The 15232-nt window shown below is 70.2% G+C and carries 18 protein-coding genes; 5 read left to right on the top strand and 13 right to left on the bottom strand.

What is annotated here, in order from left to right:
* Window positions 1-27 precede the first annotated feature (27 nt).
* The 3 genes from murI to ACRWK7_RS10670 all read right to left on the bottom strand — a co-directional run bounded on the left by murI (window position 28) and on the right by ACRWK7_RS10670 (window position 2755).
* Window positions 28-879 (bottom strand): glutamate racemase, encoded by an 852-nt coding sequence (gene murI / locus ACRWK7_RS10680; RefSeq protein ID WP_431856188.1) that lies wholly within the window; start codon window positions 877-879, stop codon window positions 28-30.
* Between the two features lie 113 nt (window positions 880-992).
* Window positions 993-2249 carry a glycosyltransferase gene (locus ACRWK7_RS10675; protein WP_431856187.1) on the bottom strand — a complete coding sequence of 419 codons (1257 nt, stop codon included), beginning with the start codon at window positions 2247-2249 and terminating at the stop codon, window positions 993-995.
* 71 nt (window positions 2250-2320) lie between these two features.
* Entirely contained in the window at window positions 2321-2755 is a 435-nt protein-coding gene (locus tag ACRWK7_RS10670) for a CBS domain-containing protein (protein WP_431856186.1), read from the bottom strand.
* A 160-nt stretch (window positions 2756-2915) separates the two neighbouring features.
* On the opposite strand from ACRWK7_RS10670, the gene ACRWK7_RS10665 reads away from it, so the two are divergent.
* On the top strand, window positions 2916-3392 hold the full coding sequence (locus tag ACRWK7_RS10665; RefSeq protein WP_431856185.1) for a hypothetical protein: 477 nt from the start codon (window positions 2916-2918) through the stop codon (window positions 3390-3392).
* 3 nt (window positions 3393-3395) lie between these two features.
* Here the strand turns inward: ACRWK7_RS10665 and ACRWK7_RS10660 are convergent, their stop codons facing one another.
* Window positions 3396-4085, bottom strand: a complete 690-nt coding sequence (locus tag ACRWK7_RS10660; RefSeq protein WP_431856184.1) for a LuxR C-terminal-related transcriptional regulator — start codon at window positions 4083-4085, stop codon at window positions 3396-3398.
* 366 nt (window positions 4086-4451) lie between these two features.
* Between ACRWK7_RS10660 and ACRWK7_RS10655 the strand changes: the two genes are divergently transcribed.
* On the top strand, window positions 4452-5111 hold the full coding sequence (locus ACRWK7_RS10655) for a LuxR C-terminal-related transcriptional regulator (RefSeq protein ID WP_431856183.1): 660 nt from the start codon (window positions 4452-4454) through the stop codon (window positions 5109-5111).
* A gap of 54 nt (window positions 5112-5165) precedes the next feature.
* On the opposite strand, the gene ACRWK7_RS10650 is transcribed toward ACRWK7_RS10655, so the two are convergent.
* On the bottom strand, window positions 5166-5735 hold the full coding sequence (locus tag ACRWK7_RS10650) for a type 1 glutamine amidotransferase domain-containing protein (protein WP_431856182.1): 570 nt from the start codon (window positions 5733-5735) through the stop codon (window positions 5166-5168).
* A gap of 118 nt (window positions 5736-5853) precedes the next feature.
* Between ACRWK7_RS10650 and ACRWK7_RS10645 the strand changes: the two genes are divergently transcribed.
* On the top strand, window positions 5854-6480 hold the full coding sequence (locus tag ACRWK7_RS10645) for a TIGR00725 family protein (RefSeq protein WP_431856181.1): 627 nt from the start codon (window positions 5854-5856) through the stop codon (window positions 6478-6480).
* On the opposite strand, the gene nfi is transcribed toward ACRWK7_RS10645, so the two are convergent.
* The 4 genes from nfi to dcd form a co-directional block, all read right to left on the bottom strand.
* The gene (nfi, locus tag ACRWK7_RS10640; protein WP_431856180.1) at window positions 6463-7125 is read right to left on the bottom strand and encodes a deoxyribonuclease V; all 663 of its coding nucleotides are present in this window, start codon (window positions 7123-7125) and stop codon (window positions 6463-6465) included. The two genes, ACRWK7_RS10645 and nfi, sit on opposite strands and share 18 nt — an antisense overlap.
* Before the next feature lie 316 nt (window positions 7126-7441).
* Window positions 7442-7906, bottom strand: a complete 465-nt coding sequence (locus ACRWK7_RS10635) for a DUF2948 family protein (RefSeq protein ID WP_431856179.1) — start codon at window positions 7904-7906, stop codon at window positions 7442-7444.
* A 17-nt stretch (window positions 7907-7923) separates the two neighbouring features.
* A complete protein-coding gene (gene murA, locus ACRWK7_RS10630) occupies window positions 7924-9216 on the bottom strand; it encodes a UDP-N-acetylglucosamine 1-carboxyvinyltransferase (RefSeq protein WP_431856178.1) in 1293 nt (430 codons plus the stop codon).
* 70 nt (window positions 9217-9286) lie between these two features.
* Window positions 9287-9841, bottom strand: a complete 555-nt coding sequence (gene dcd / locus ACRWK7_RS10625; RefSeq protein ID WP_431856177.1) for a dCTP deaminase — start codon at window positions 9839-9841, stop codon at window positions 9287-9289.
* Window positions 9842-10027: 186 nt separating this feature from the next.
* Between dcd and ACRWK7_RS10620 the strand changes: the two genes are divergently transcribed.
* A complete protein-coding gene (locus tag ACRWK7_RS10620) occupies window positions 10028-11200 on the top strand; it encodes an aminotransferase class V-fold PLP-dependent enzyme (RefSeq protein ID WP_431856176.1) in 1173 nt (390 codons plus the stop codon).
* A 43-nt stretch (window positions 11201-11243) separates the two neighbouring features.
* Here ACRWK7_RS10620 and ACRWK7_RS10615 read toward each other — a convergent pair whose 3' ends face one another.
* The 4 genes from ACRWK7_RS10615 to ACRWK7_RS10600 are packed head-to-tail and all read right to left on the bottom strand — an operon-like array spanning window position 11244 to window position 14108.
* A complete protein-coding gene (locus ACRWK7_RS10615; protein WP_431856175.1) occupies window positions 11244-11627 on the bottom strand; it encodes a YybH family protein in 384 nt (127 codons plus the stop codon).
* Between the two features lie 25 nt (window positions 11628-11652).
* Complete coding sequence (locus ACRWK7_RS10610) at window positions 11653-11805, bottom strand: hypothetical protein (protein WP_431856174.1); 153 nt, start codon at window positions 11803-11805, stop codon at window positions 11653-11655.
* On the bottom strand, window positions 11802-13757 hold the full coding sequence (gene asnB, locus ACRWK7_RS10605; protein ID WP_431856173.1) for an asparagine synthase (glutamine-hydrolyzing): 1956 nt from the start codon (window positions 13755-13757) through the stop codon (window positions 11802-11804). Before asnB ends, ACRWK7_RS10610 begins: the two co-directional genes overlap by 4 nt.
* Window positions 13758-13769: 12 nt before the next feature.
* Window positions 13770-14108 (bottom strand): hypothetical protein, encoded by a 339-nt coding sequence (locus ACRWK7_RS10600; RefSeq protein ID WP_431856172.1) that lies wholly within the window; start codon window positions 14106-14108, stop codon window positions 13770-13772.
* 133 nt (window positions 14109-14241) lie between these two features.
* On the opposite strand from ACRWK7_RS10600, the gene ACRWK7_RS10595 reads away from it, so the two are divergent.
* Window positions 14242-15225, top strand: coding sequence for an NAD-dependent epimerase/dehydratase family protein (locus ACRWK7_RS10595; RefSeq protein WP_431856171.1), 984 nt, complete (start codon window positions 14242-14244; stop codon window positions 15223-15225).
* Window positions 15226-15232: the final 7 nt, after the last annotated feature.

The following is a 15232-nucleotide window of genomic DNA, read 5'->3' as shown; positions in this document are numbered from 1 at the left end:
AAGGCGGAGGTTCCCGCCCGGCGGGGATCAGCCGCGCAGCGTCTCGAACGGCGTCGGCGACCCAAAGAAGCGCCCGGCCAGCGCGCTCACCCGCGCCGCGTCGCCGGTGGTGAAGAAGCGCAGCCCGTCCGCGGCCCCGCCGGTCGGCGCGTATTCCGGATGGCGCTCCAGATAGTGCTCCAGCGAGCGGGCAACCAACGCCGGCTGCGACAGCACCTCGACGCCGGGCGGCAGCGCCTCGGCGAACAGGTGCGCCACCAGCGGGTAGTGCGTGCAGCCCAGCACCACGGAATCCAGCGGCCGGCCGTCCAGCTGCTCCATCAGGCCGGCGACGTACCGGCGCACCGCCGGGCGGATGGCGGCGTCGGGCGCGCCCTCCTCGATCAGCGGTACGAGGTCCGGGCAGGCCTGCTGGACGACGGTGACGTCCGGCGCCCGCTTGCCGATCTCCCGCGGAAAGGATCCGGAGCGGACCGTCCCCGCGGTGGCGAAGACGCCCACGGTGCGCGGCTCTGGCAGCCGGTCGGCGAGCGGCGCCTCGGCCATCCAGGGCACGCGGGTGATCGCCTCGACCATCGGCACCAGCACGCCCAGCACGTTGCGCTCCGGGTACGCCCCACGCAGCCAGGTCTGCTGCATCCGGCGCAGGGCCACCGCCGCCGCCGTGTTGCAGGCCACGACGACCAGCCCGCAGCCCTGCGCGAACAGGTGCTCCACGCCGGCGACGGTCAGGCGGTAGATATCCTCGTCGCTGCGCGGGCCGTAGGGGGCGTTGCCGTTGTCGCCGAGATAGACGAAGGGCCGGGCCGGCGCGGCCTCGACCAGCGCCCGCAGCACCGTCAGCCCGCCATGCCCGGAATCGAAGACGCCGATCGCCACTGGAAAAGCCCTCACAGGGAAATGAATAGCCGCAGTTTCCGGATCGTCGCCGGAAACGGGTGTGAGATCGTTGGGCGCGGGAGTATGCCACGCCCGGCGGCGGAGCCAAGACCTCAGCGCACCGCCGCTTCCAGGATCCGCACCGCGGTCGCGACGCCGTCCTCCGCCTGGATCCGGGCGCCCAGGTCGACGGCGCGCGCCCGCATGTCCGGATCGTCCATCAGCGCCAGCGCCGCCGCCAGCCGGGACGGCGTCAGCTCCGCGCGCGACAGCGGCGCCGGGCCGACGCCCAGCGCGTGCACGCGCGCCCCCCAGAAGGGCTGGTCGCCGAGGAACGGCACCACGAAGCCCGGCACTCCGGCGCGCAGCGCCGCCGCCGTGGTGCCGGCGCCGCCGTGATGGACCACCGCCGCCATGCGCGGGAACAGCCAGTCGTGCGGCGCCGCCTCCAGCCCGTACACGGTGGGCGGCAGCGCCGTCGCGTCCAGGCCGCCCCACCCCGCCGACAGCACGGCGCGCCGGTCGCCCAGCGCCTCCAGCACCAGCGCGGTCGTGGCCGCCGGGTCGTAGCCGCCCATGCTGCCGAAGCCGACGTACACCGGCGGCGGCCCGTCGTCGAGGAAGCGCCGCAGGCTGACCGGCGGCTCCCAGCCCGCGCCCTCGTCGAGGAACCAGAACCCGGTGACCTGGCAGAACGCCGGCCAGTCCGCCGGCTTGGGCAGCACCTGCGGCGAATGGGCGTAGAGCAGCGGCGGCTCCTCGCGCATCATCCGCGGCCCCGGCCCGGCCAGCGGCATCGGCGGTAGGCCGAGCACGCTGCGCCGCGCCCGGTTGATGGATGGCCGGAAGCCCTGCCAGATCACCTGCATGAGGGCGAGGTGCAGCGCAACGTTCACCACCCCCGGCAGCCGGATGGCCGGCGGCTTCATCAGGGGCGGCGGAAAGGCCCGCGTCGGCCCCATCGGCTGCAATCCGACCCCAGCCCACGGGATTCCGAGCGACTCGGCGATGCCGATGCCGGTGTAGAAACACAGGCCGGCGGTCACCAGCAGATCGCAACCGCGCGACGCTTCCAAGTATTCGCGGGTCCACGCCTCGCCATAGTCCTGCGCCATGCGCACCAGCGCGCGGGTCAACTGCACCGGGTTGACGCCGCGGCGGAACAGCGTGCTGGCGGCATCCCCCTGGGTCACGGCGCGCACGTCGCCGGACAGCGGACGATGCTCCAGCCCGTGGCGCTCGATCAGCGGCCGGAACTCTCGGTCGGCCGGAAAGACGACGCTGTGCCCAGCCCGCACGAGGCCGGCGCCGAGCGCGACGAGGGGACGGACGTCGCCCTGCGAACCGTAGGTGATGATGGAGACCCGCATGGCGCGGGATCATAGCGGGAAAGACGCAAAAGGGGACCACCCGCGGTGGTCCCCTCCCGCGACGGAAGGCCTCAGGCCAGGATCTCGGCGATGGCCTCCATGTCGTGCACCTCGTGCTCGAACCGGGCGAGTTCCGGCCCGACGGCGTCGCGGATCGACACCATGCCGATCGGCCGGCCGCGCTCGACCACCGGCAGGTGGCGGTAGCCGCCGTCGTGCATGTAATGCAGCGCGTCCACGATGCTGCGGTCGGGACCGATGGTGGTCGGGTCGCGGGTCATGACCTCGTCAACCTGGGTGCGGTCGGGGTCGAGCCGACCGGCGAGGACGCGGAACAGCGCGTCGCGCTCCGTGAAGATGCCGACCAGCCGTTCGCCATCGACCACCGGCAGAGCGCCGATGCGGTATTCCCTCATCATGTGCGCCGCGGTGCGGACGGACGCGGTGCGCGGCACGGTGACGACGCGCTGGTTGCGGACGATCTCCCGGATAGGCCGGTTCGGCATTGGCATTTCCTCCCCCGTTGTGCGACAGTCTGTCGCAGAAAGAATGATGCGCGGGAGCGTGCATCGCAGCAATACACCAAACGGCTGCGATGACCTCCACGAACGAAAGGGATAGCCGTCGGTTTCACGTCATACGAAGGGGCGGAGGCACGGAGGGCGCATGCGGGATATCGCCACGGGGCTCGGGTACGCGCTGACCATCGCGGTCGCGGCGATCCTCTTCTTCGTCGGGTACACGCAACTGCTGGGGCTGCGCTCCGACGCGCTGGCGATGGTCGCGGCGGGGATGTGCGGGGCGATCTCCGCCACGATGGCGTGGCCGAGCCCGCCCGGCGATGAGGTGCTGAACCGCCCGCGCGCCGACCTGGTGATCGGCAGCCGCACCGCGCTTCTGTTCTACGTGCTGTTCACCATCGCCACGGTGGTCGAGCGCTTTCCCGAGTATTTCGGGGAGGTGGACGGCGTCCACCAGACGATGACGACCCTGCTGCTCAGCCTGCCGGGGCTGGTGGTGGTGTCGCTGGGGGTGATGATCTACGCCAGCATGGGGGCGGCGTTCTTCCTGTCGGTGCTCATCGCCCGCTTCTGGGTGCGGCAGGCGCGCCGGGCGCACGCCGCACACCCGCCGGCGGCGTAGCGGCTACACCTCTTCCGGGAAGCAGCCGGCGCGGGCGGCCACCACCGCCACCTGGGTGCGGTTGCGCACCCCCAGCTTCTGCATGATGGCGCGCACGTGCACCTTCACGGTGCCTTCCAGCACGCCCAGCTCGCGGGCGATCTCCTTGTTGGAATGGCCGGCGAGCAGCAGTTGGAAGACGTCGCGCTGGCGGTCGGTCAGCCGGTCGAGGATCTGCCCGGTCGGCCGCGCCGTGTCGGCCGCCACGTTGCCGCTCAGCACCGCGCGGGGCAGCGGCAGGAACGTCTCCCCGGTCAGGGCCAGCGAGATGGCGTGCTCCAGCACCGCGGTGGAACTGGTCTTGAGAATGTATCCCTTGGCCCCCATGCGCACGCTGTCGACGATGTCGGCCACCTCGTCGGAGCCGGAGATCACCAGCAACGGCACGCCGGCCAGCGCATCGACCATGCGGCGCAACCCGTCGCGCCCCTGCCGGTCGGCAAGGCTGAGGTCGAACAGCACCAGCGTCAGGTCGGGGACGCGGGCCGCCACCTCCAGCGCCTCGGTCAGGGAGCCGGCTTCGATGATCTGAGCGTCGGGGTGGATCTCGCCCACCGACAGGGCGAAGCCGTGCCGCACCAGGGGGTGATCGTCCACGACGAGGAACTTGCGCGGCTTGGCGCGCACCGCCCGCTCACCGCCAATCGAACGCACCTGTACTTCCATCGTCTTGCTACCTTCCTCCAGCCGCGGCTCGTAAATGATCCGGCGTCACGCACGGTTCCGGCAGCCTATTCGCCACCAGTGCGCCGCGGCACCTCCGTTTTCATCGAAAGATACCACTTTCGATTTTTCCAGGCTGTCTGTCCTGTCGGCCGCGCTGTCCTTGCGCTTTCAACACGCGCAATTCCGATGTCGCTTGCCGCGACAACGCTCACTCGTATAAAACACTTCCATATTCAGGGTAAAGCCCGCATTTACGCATCAATACATCTCGCATTTTTCCTATCGGCGGGCATTGTGCGATGCAGGATTTAGAAAACGAAACGGGCGCGAATGCGGCTTCATGGAGGAGGCTTTATGGACACCTGGAATGTGATGCTCATCGACCACGACCGGCTGTTCTCGGCCGCGCTTGGCACGCTCATCAGTAGCGGTCCATTCCGCATCTGCCACTATGCGGTGGACGCCGGTGACGCCGCGACGGCGGTCGAGCGGGGCAACGAGCCCGACCTCATCGTCATGGCGCTGCAGGACGGGTCGGCCGAGGAACTTTCCGGGATCAAGCGGCTGCGCGCCGCCACCGGCGCGCGCATCGCCGTGCTGGCGGACGAGATGCTCGACCGCTCGCTCTCCCTGGCGCTGCGGGCCGGCGCCGACGCCTATCTCAACAAGTCGATGAGCAGCGAATCCCTGCTGCGCGCGCTGCAGTTGGTGATGCTGGGCGAGGTGGTGTACCCGACGCACGTCGCCAGCCTGCTGATCGCCACCGCCAACGAGCGCCCTGCCCCCACCCGCGCCGCGCCGAGCAACAACGAGCTGTCGAAGCGCGAGGTGCAGATCCTGCGCTGCCTGCTGGCCGGCCAGTCGAACAAGGCGATCGCCCGCAACCTGCACATCACCGAGAGCACGGTGAAGATGCACTTCAAGAACGTGATGCGGAAGATCAACGCCCAGAACCGCACGCAGGCGGCGGTGTGGGCGATCCAGAACGGGCTGTCGCCCCTGGTGAACGCCTGAGCCCGACCCGGCCGCCCCCTTCCCCCGTCCGGCGCGGGGGAAGGGGACAGTGGCTCACGCGGCCGCGTGGCGGTGGCCGTGGCGGCCTTCGGCGAACTCCTCGATCATCTTCGGGCAGAACTTCGGCAGGTCCTGCGGGTTGCGCGAGGTGACCAGGCCGCGGTCGGTGACCACCGTCTCGTCCACCCAGGTCGCCCCGGCGTTGGTCAGGTCGGTCTTCAGCGACGGCCAGGAGGTCATCCGCCGGCCGCGCACGGCGCCGGCGTCGATCAGCGTCCACGGGCCGTGGCAGATGGCGGCGATGGGCTTGTCCGCCTGCACGAACGCGCGGATGAAGGCGATGGCCTTCGGCTCCAGGCGCAGCGCGTCAGGGTTCATCACGCCGCCGGGCAGCATGAGCGCGTCGTAGCGGCCGGCGTCGGCGGAGTCGAGCGTCGCGTCCACCGGCACGGTGTCGCCCTTGTCGTGATGCTTCCAGCCCTGGATGCTGCCGGACTTCGGCGACACGACGTGCACGGTGGCGCCGGCGTCCTTCAGGGCCTTCACCGGCTCGGTCAGTTCCGACTGCTCGAAGCCGTCGGTGGCGAGCACGGCCACGGTCTTTCCGTTCAGGCTCTTGGCCATGATGCGGTCCTCCGTCTCGGTTGGGGATACCGCCCCAACCGAGGCGTCGGGACGGGGTTCCACCGCGAGCACACGCTTTGGCGGCCACCCAGACCAGCGTCTGTGGCATAGTGCCGGCATGTGGACCCTCGCCCCCGACCGCCGCACCCTGTGGGACACCGCCGGACGCCGCTTCGACCCGGCCCGCCGCGTCTGGACCTCCGACCGCCAGCCACCGGACGGCCTGCCGCTCGGCGACGCCGAGGCGGTGCGCTGGCTCCAGCGCGAGAGCGGCTCGCCCTGCCGCCCACCGGTCGGCGTGATCGGCCCGCGCGAGCCCACTCCCGCCCAGGAAGCGATGGCCGAAGCCGTCGGCGCCGGGCTCGCCGACCTCGGGCTGGTGGTGCTGTGCGGCGGCCGCTCCGGCGTCATGGAGGCAACCTGCCGCGGCGTGGCGAGCCGGGGTGGCCTGTCCGTCGGCCTGCTGCCCGGCGAGGACTGGGAAAGCGCCAACCCCCACGTCACCGTGCCCATCGCCACCGGCATCGGCGTCGCCCGCAACGCGCTGATCGCCCGCGCCGCGCTGTGCCTGATCGCCATCGGCGGCGGCGTCGGCACGCTGTCCGAGATTGCCTTCGGCCTGCAGTTCGGCAAGCCCGTCTTCGCCCTGGCCGGCGCCCCCAAGGTGGACGGCACGGTGGAACTGGACGGCTGGGATGCCCTCTTGCCGCTGGTGGCGCGGGTGGTGCTAGCCGTGCATCCGTGAGATCGCGTCGGCCAGCCGGATCGGCTCCGGCAGGCGCCATTTCGGGGTGACGCGCAGCACCAGATCGACGCAGGTCTGCAGGCTCACCCGGTGCCCGACGGAGACGAACAGCGGGTTGGTGCCGTCGCGCGTGCGCAGGGCGACGCCGACGATTTCCCGGCGGTGCCACATCGGCGAGGACGAGCCGCGCTCCCGCCCGGGTTCCTCGTAACGGCCGACCAGCCGCGACTTGGCGACGCCGACGGTCGGCAGCCCGGTCACCACGCCGAGATGGCAAGCCAACCCGAAGCGCCTGGGATGCGCCATACCCTGGCCGTCCACCACCACGAGGTCCGGCGGCTCCGGCAGCAGCGCCAGCGCCTCGGCCATCGCCGGCACCTCGCGGAACGACAGCAGCCCCGGCACGTACGGGAACACGGTGCGGCGCGCCAGCAGCACGCTGCGCGTCAACTCCAGCGTGTCCGGATCGATCTCGGCGACAGCGGCCCAGGTGATGCCGTCCTGCTCGCCGTAGTGCGCGTCCACCGCCGCCAGCCGGCGCAGCGGCGGGACATCGTCGTGCGCGACCACCAGGCCGCGCAGCCGTTCCTGCACGGCGCGCGCCTCCGCCTCGGTGGTCGGCCAGGGCTCGCTCAGCGTGTCCATGCCCCGACAACAGGCGCGCGTGCCGATCCGTCGCCGCATGCACGCGTCGGTGGATTTACCCATGCACTTGTGTGCAAAAATGATGACGGCGGCCGGAATCCCCCGGCCGCCGCATCAAAGGAGGCAAAAGGCATGAGAAAGATGCCCTTTCTCCTGGTCTTCGCGTGGCGGGACCGGGTGATCACGATCATCCGACGCCGCCGCAGGAAGGCCTAGGGACGAGCCGGTGGGTGCTGCAACACCCGCCGGCCACCTCCGACAATATAGCATCGGCACGCAGGGCTGGCAAATCCCCGGCCGTTCTACTCCTCGCCCCCTACTCCTCGATGGGATGGCAGGGCTTGCAGGAGGTCGGCCAGGGCTCGCCGAGATCCTCGACGAGGCAGCGCCACGACGCGCCGTCCAGGCGGATGCAGCCCCCGCCCGCGAAGTGCAGGGCCACGCCGCCGCCCTCCACCGTCTCCAACGACAGCAGTTCGAGGAACTGCTTGCGGTCCTTCAGGTCGAGGCCGCGCATCTTCACGGCCGTCACACCCTCGAAGCGGATGCCGCAGTTGACGCGCTCGAACGGGTACAGTTCGTCGTCCTCGGCGGTGGGGCCGGGGGCGTCGCGCGGGCGGTCGCTGGTCTCCCAGCGAAAGCGGCTCACCACCGCCACGAAGCGCTTCTCGTCCGGCAGGTAGCACATGTCGCCGATCGGCACGATGGCGTCCTGCAGGCAGGCGGAGACGACCTTCAGGTCCTCCTGGTCCTCGGCGCGCACCCGCAACGGCGTGGTCATGGTTCCTCCCCTACCCGTCAGTCCTCGCCCCCGCCGCCGATGCGCTCGATGTCGGCACCGCAGGCGGCCAGCTTCTCTTCGACCCGTTCGTAGCCGCGGTCCAGGTGGTAGACGCGGTTGACCGTCGTCTCCCCTTCCGCCGCCAGACCGGCCAGCACCAGCGACACCGAGGCGCGCAGGTCGGTGGCCATGACCGGCGCGCCGGTCAGCCGCTCGACCCCGCGCACCAGCGCCGATGAGCCGTGCACGGTGATACGCGCGCCCATGCGCATCAGTTCCGGCGCGTGCATGAAGCGGTTCTCGAAGATCGTCTCGGTGATCATCGCGGCCCCCCGCGCCGTGCACATCAGCGCCATCATCTGCGCCTGCAGGTCGGTGGGGAAACCGGGGAACGGCTCGGTCATCGTGTCGACGCCGTGCAGCTCGCCGTTGGCGCGGGCGACGCGCACGCCGTTCTCGATCTCGGTGAACGTCACGCCGGCCGGCTGCAAAGTGTTGGCCAGCGACTGGATCAGCTCCAGCCGGGTGTTCATGATGTCCAGCTCGCCGCCGGTGATCGCCGCGGCCATGGCGTAGGTGCCGGTCTCGATGCGGTCGGGCACCACCGCGTGGGTGGCGCCGTGCAGCCGCTCGACGCCGCGGATGCGCAGCGTGTCGGTGCCGATGCCCTGGATGTCGGCGCCCATGGCGACGAGGCAGTGGGCGAGGTCGCTCACCTCCGGCTCGCGCGCGGCGTTGACCAGGACGGTCTCGCCCTTCGCCAGCGTGGCGGCCATCAGCAGGTTCTCGGTGGCGCCGACGGAGACCTTGGGGAAGACGAACTCCGCGCCCTTCAGGCCGTTCGGCGCCTTGGCGACGATGTAGCCGCGGTCCAGCTCGATCTCCGCACCCATGGCCTGCAGGCCCTTGATGTGCAGGTCCACCGGGCGCGCGCCGATGGCGCAGCCGCCGGGGAGCGACACCCGCGCCTCGCGGCAGCGCGCGACCAGCGGCCCCAGCACCAGCACCGAGGCGCGCATCTTGCGCACCAGGTCGTACGGCGCCGTGGTGTTGGTGAGGTTGCGCGCCGTCAGCTCGATCACCCGGCCGGCGCAGTTGCCGCCGGCGCCCGCGAGGTGGATCGCCACGCCGTGCTGCAGCAGCAGGTTGCACAGCGTGTTGATGTCCGCCAGGATCGGCAGGTTCTTGAGAACCAGCGTCTCGTCGGTGAGCAGACTGGCGGTCATCAGCGGCAGCGCCGCGTTCTTGGCGCCGCCGACTTCGATGGCGCCACGCAGGGGGTTACCGCCGCGGATACGGATCCTATCCATGGGACCTATGAGTGCTGGATGCTGTAGGGATGGTGCTGGTCGGGCCGCTTTGCAAGAGGTCCCGCCGCGCCTAGAGGCGCGGCAGGGTGACGCCCTTCTGGCCCATGTACTTGCCGGACTTGTCGGCGTAGGAGGTCTCGCAGACGCTGTCCCCCTTGAGGAACAGGAACTGGCACAGGCCCTCGTTGGCGTAGACCTTGGCGGGCAGCGGCGTGGTGTTGGAGATCTCCAGCGTCACGTGGCCTTCCCACTCCGGCTCCAGCGGGGTGACGTTGACGATCAGGCCGCAGCGCGCGTAGGTGCTCTTGCCCAGGCAGATCACCAGAACGTCGCGCGGCACCCGGAAATACTCCACCGTGCGCGCCAGCGCGAAGCTGTTCGGCGGGATGATGCAGACGTCGGTCTTGCGGTCGACGAAGCTGTTCTCGGAGAACAGCTTGGGATCGACGATGGCGTTGTCGACGTTGGTGAAGATCTTGAACTCGTCGGCGACGCGGGCGTCGTAGCCGTAGGAGCTGAGCCCGTAGGAAATGACGCCGGCGCGCTCCTGGCGGTCGACGAAGGGCTCGATCATCCCCTTGGTCGAGGCCATCTCGCGAATCCAGCTGTCCGGCATGATGCCCATGGGCCCACTCTCCTCGTACGAAATCGAATTAGGGGGTTGTAGCGGACGCGGGCTGGGGGCTCAAGCGCGCGCAGCGGTCAATCACGCATGCGCCGACCGCGCGCCTGCGCTTTCCGCTGTACCCGTCCCCTCCACGCGATGCAAGCTGCCGCCGCAGGACAAAGAAGAGACGGAAGAGGCACGCGGATGCAGACCGCCGCAACGACGATCGACCCGGCTGACGAAACGGCCTGGGCCGGCATCCGCTCGCAGTTCGAGGTCGCCGATGGGTTCGTGAACCTGGAGAACGGCTATTTCGGCACCCAGGCCAAGCCGGTGCTGGCCGCCTTCGAGGGCTACAACCGTCTGGTGAACGCGGAAACCTCGCACTTCTACCGCCGCCTCTACCCGGAGCGGCACGCCGATGTCCTGCGGCGGCTGGCCGAGTTCACCGGCACGAGCGACGGCGAGCTGCTGATCACCCGGAACACCACCGAGGCGATGAACATCCTGATCCAAGGCTATCCGTTCACCGCCGGCGACCGGATCGTCCTGGGCAGCCACGATTACGACAGCGTCGTCGCCACCTTCGAGATGGTGGCGGCCCGCAAGGGGCTGGGCATCGATCGCGTGCGGCTGCCGCTGCACCCGGACAGCGACGAGGAGATCGTCGGCCTCTACGAACGGGCCATCACGCCGCGCACCCGCGTGCTCCTGCTGACGCACATGATCCACACCACCGGACAGATCCTTCCGGTCGCCAGGATCGCGGCGATGGCGCGCGGGCATGGGGTGGACGTGATGGTGGACGCGGCGCATTCCTTCGCGCACATCGACTGGCGTTTTCCCGACCTCGGCGCGGACTTCGTGGCGGTGAACCTGCACAAGTGGCTGGGTGCACCGCTCGGCGTCGGGCTGCTGCACATCCGCAGGGAGCGGATCGCCGAGATCGCCCCCTTGTACGGCGACGTGACCTTCCCGGCGGACGACATCCGGCGCCTGGGCCATTTCGGGACGACTCCGGCGGGACCGGTTCTGGCCATCGCCGACGCCCTGGCCTTCCATCACGGCGTGGGAAGCGCCAACAAGGAAGCCCGCCTGCGGCTCCTGACACGCCGCTGGATGGAGGCCGCCGCCGGGCTCGACCGCATTGAGCTTTTGACACCGCAGGCACCGGAGCGGTCCTGCGCCATCGCCGCCTTCCGGGTCACGGACATGCCGGCGAAGGCGGTGGTCGAGCACCTGTTCGAGCGGCACCGGATCTTCACGGTCGAGCGCGTCATCGACGGCGGCACCGGCGTGCGGGTGACGCCGCACCTCTACACGTCGCTGAGCGACATCGACCGCCTGATCGGGGCGTTGGGAGACTTGGCGGCCTGAGGTTCGCGCTGAACGGACCGGGACCGTCCACAAAGGATGCCGGTTAGCGTCGCACGGTCAGCAGATTCGCATCCCGCGCAATCCGCCACTGGCCATCCGCGTCCTTGCGCAGAAGGGTCAGGGTGTTCCCGGAACGGCGAATGGGCTCCCCGGCGGGAGGAGTGATCTGCAGCTCAATGTGGTTGCGAACGAACGCCCAGTGTCCGAGCACCTGCAATTCCAGGATTTCGCTCGTACCCTCCAGCCGCATGTTGCCCATGCCGTCCGAAAGCCGGGCAAACACATCCTTGCCAAACGGCTCCTGCCCCGGAACCATGAAGATCACATCGTCGGTCATGAGAGCGAGAACAGCTGCGACATCGCCGTTCTTGCTTGCCGCCATCCAGGTCGCGACCACCTCCCGGACAGCCTCCGCATCGTCGCTCATGCAGCAACTCCGTACTCGCAGAACGCTAGGAGGCCTCTTCCCCCTCACAGTCCTTGGCTTCCCGCGCGCGCGCCTGCTCCTTGCGCTTCTTCAGGTTCTCGCGCAGGCGTTCGGCCAGCCGGTCTTGGCGGTCCGGGCTCTTGACCTTTCCCGGCTTGGACGTGGTCGTCTCGCTCATGCGGCGCTCGCGGTCGGTTCAGCGGCGGCGGGGGCCTTGTCCCAGCGCGCCTTCCAGGCCTGGAACATCAGCACCACCCACAGCTGGTGCTGCCGGTTGCGGCGGCCCGACAGGTGCTCGGCCCAGGCGCGGCGGACGACGGCGGCGTCGAGCAGCCCATCCTCGCGCAGACGGCGCTCGTCCAGCAGGTCCTCGGCCCAGGGGCGCAGCGGACCGCGCAGCCAGTCGGCGATCGGCACGGCGAAGCCCATCTTGGGGCGCTCGATCAGCGCGCGCGGGACGTGGCGGTAGAGCACCCGGCGCAGCAGGTGCTTGCCCTGTCCGTCGCGGAGCTTTTGGTGCAGCGGCAGGCGCCAGGCGAACTCCACCACCCGGTGGTCGAGCAGCGGCACCCGCGCCTCCAGCGCCACCGCCATGCTGGCGCGGTCCACCTTGGCGAGGATGTCGTCCGGCAGGTAGGTCGCGGAGTCGAGGTACTGCATGCGCTCGGTGAAGTCGGGCACTTGGTCGGCCACGCGCGCGTCCCACGGCAGGCCGTGCGGCTCGCGCCCGCCGAGGACCAGCGCTTCGGGGTGCTGCCACTGGCTGGCCAGCGTGCGGTACAGCGTGTCGGCGTCCGCCGAGCCGAGGATGCCCGCCAGCTTGTGCGCCTTGTCGCCGGCCATGCGCATGCCGGGAAGGCGGCCGAGCAGCGCGTCCCAGCGCCCCGGCGGCACGGCCTGGATCAGCCCGGCGGCGGCGGCGCGCAGGCCGGCCGGCACCCGGCCCATGCCGCGCCACAGCCGCGCGCCCAGCAGATAGCGGCGGTAGCCGGCGAACAGCTCGTCGCCACCATCGCCGGACAGCGCCACGGTGACCGAGCGGCGGGTCAGCTGCGACACCAGGAAGGTCGGCACCTGCGAGGAATCGGCGAACGGCTCGTCGTACCAGTCGGCCAGCGTCGGAATGACGTTCAGGGCGTCGGCGGGTTCGACGGTCAGCTCGGTGTGGTCGGTGCCGAGGTGCGCGGCGACGGCCCGCGCGTCGGCGGATTCATCGTAGCCGGCCTCGCGGAAGCCGATGGTGAAGGTGCGCACCGGACGGGACGACTGCGCCTGCATCATTGCGACGACGGTGGAGGAATCCACCCCGCCCGACAGGAAGGCGCCGAGCGGCACGTCGGCGACCATCTGCCGGCCGACGGCGTCCTTCAGCAGGGCTTCCAGGCGGTCGGCGGCCTCGTCGTCGGACAGGTCCAGCCGGTCCGACAGGCCGGCGCGCACGGCGCCCTCCAGCGACCAGTAGGCGGTTCGCTCCGGCTCGCCGTCCGGACGGACGGTCAGGATGCAGCCGGGCTCCAGCTTGTGCACGCCGGCGTAGATGGTGTGCGGCGCCGGCACGTAGGCGAAGCGGACATAGGCGGTGAGCGCGTCGCGGTCGATCTCCGCGCGGAAGGCGGGATGCGCGCGCAGCGCCTTCGGCTGCGAGCCGAACAGCACCGTGCCGCCGAAGCGCGCCCAGTACAGCGGCTTGACGCCCACCTGGTCGCGCACGAGGTGCAGCGTGCGCTCCCGCCGGTCCCACAGCGCCATGGCGAAGATGCCGACCAGCCGGCGTGCCGTCGCCTCGACGCCCCAGCGGGCGACGCCCTCTACCAGCACCTCAGTGTCGGAATGGCCGCGGAAGCGGTGCCCGGCGGCCTCCAACTCGGCGCGCAGGTCCTGGTAATTGTAGATCTCGCCGTTGTAGGCGACGACCCAGCGCCCGTCGGCCGACTCCATCGGCTGCCGGCCGAGCGGCGACAGATCGACGATGGCGAGGCGCCGGTGCGCCAGCGCAATCCCCGCCGCCTCGTCCACCCAGATGCCGTCGCCGTCCGGCCCGCGATGGGCGATGGTGTCGTTCATGCGGCGCACGGCCGCCTCCATCCCCCTCTCGGGGGACGTGGTCAGCACTCCGCAAAAGCCGCACACGGGCCGCCGGCCTCAGTGATCGGAGCGGTGCAGGATGTCGTCGCGCATCCCGGTGTCGTAGGCCATCGCGTCGGCCGTGAGCACGACCCCGCCGCCCTCGTTGGAGCGGACCAGCCCCTTGCGCTCCAGCGCCACCCAGACCGCCGGGTTGTTGAGTCCGGTGGCGTCGCGCCCGGACACCACTGCGTCGCCGAGGTGGAAGTGGTTGCCGTGCGCGTGCGGCAGCTGCGTGACCTTGAAGCCGCCCGGCTCCTCGGCCGGCGCGTTCTCGAGCCGCGCGATCTCCTGCAGCAGGGTCAGCGTCTTCAGCTGCAGGGGGTTCAGGTTCAGCGGATTCTTCTTGGGGGCCATGGGTGCTTTCGCCGCCGTTCGTTCGGGTGCGGCAGTAGATCGGGTGATCCTCGGCCCTGTCAAGCGCGGGGCTGGAATCCGGCACGCGCCTGGGGCATAAGGTCAGCCGTCTCCCCTATAGGATATGAGCGATATGACGATCCTGGTCACCGGCGCCGCCGGCTTCATCGGCTCGCACCTGTCGACGGCGCTGATGGCGCGCGGGGAGACGGTGCTCGGCATCGACAACGTCAACGCCTACTACTCGGTGGCGCTCAAGGAGGCGCGGCTGGCGCGCCTGACGCCCAACCCGGCGTTCCGCTTCCTCAAGGCCGACATCGCCGACCGCGCCGCCATGGAGGCCCTGCGCCCGCAGCTGGGCGATGTCACCGGCATCGTCCACCTCGCCGCGCAGGCGGGTGTACGCTACTCGCTGGAGAACCCGTACGCCTACGTCGAGGCGAACGTCATGGGCCACCTCTGCATGCTGGAGATGGCGCGCAACCTGCCGTCCGTGAAGAACTTCGTGTATGCCTCCTCCTCGTCGGTGTACGGCGGCAACACCAAGCTGCCCTTCTCGGTGGACGACCGCGTCGACAGCCCGGTGTCCATCTACGCCGCCACCAAGAAGGCGGACGAGCTGATGAGCCACGCGTACAGCCACCTGTACGGCTTCCCGGCGACGGGGCTGCGCTTCTTCACCGTGTACGGCCCCTGGGGCCGGCCGGACATGGCGGCGTACCTGTTCGCCGACGCCATCCTCGCCGGCCAGCCGATCCGCGTCTTCAACGCCGGCGAGATGCAGCGCGACTTCACCTACATCGACGACATCGTCGCCGGCATCCTGGCCGCGCTCGACCGCCCGGCGCAGCCGGACGGCAACGGCGTGCGCCACCGCGTCTACAACCTGGGCAACCACCGCTCGGAACGGCTGCTGGACTTCATCGGCGTGCTGGAGGCGGCGCTCGGCCGCACCGCCGTCAAGCAGATGGAGCCGATGCAGCCCGGCGACGTGCCCGCCACCTACGCCGACATCGAGGCGAGCCGCCGCGACCTCGGCTTCGAGCCCACCACGCCGGTGTCCGTGGGCATCCCACGGTTCGTCGAGTGGTACAAAGAGTATCACGGCGTCAAGTAAGGCCCTC

Source organism: Azospirillum sp. (assembly GCF_050789165.1).
This window is presented reverse-complemented; position numbering and strand designations above follow the sequence as displayed.